The organism is Streptomyces sp. GESEQ-35, assembly GCF_017948485.1.
In the GTDB taxonomy this organism is placed as follows: domain Bacteria; phylum Actinomycetota; class Actinomycetes; order Streptomycetales; family Streptomycetaceae; genus Streptomyces.
On sequence record NZ_JAFFSX010000117.1, the window covers coordinates 1 to 220 of the forward strand.

1 protein-coding gene is annotated in these 220 nt (G+C 69.5%); it reads right to left on the reverse strand.

The window, feature by feature from the left end; all coding sequences use genetic code 11:
* Positions 1-220, reverse strand: a 220-nt coding sequence (locus KCH87_RS48600; protein WP_210594484.1) for an AMP-binding protein, incomplete at both ends; no start/stop codon positions are given.

Consider the following 220-nt stretch of genomic DNA (forward strand, 5'->3'; position numbering starts at 1 on the left):
CCCGGATCCTCCTCCGCCATCACCCGGAACAGACCCGCCGTCACCTGAAGCCCGGTGACCGCCTCCTCAGCGATCAGCCGGGCCAGCGCCGCCACACTCAGATCACCTTCAGGCGTCACCACCGTCCGCCCACCGTGCAGCAGCGGCACCCACAGTTCGTAGGTCGAGGGATCGAAGGCGTACGGAGCCACCATCAGCACCCGCTCATGCGCCCCCGCCC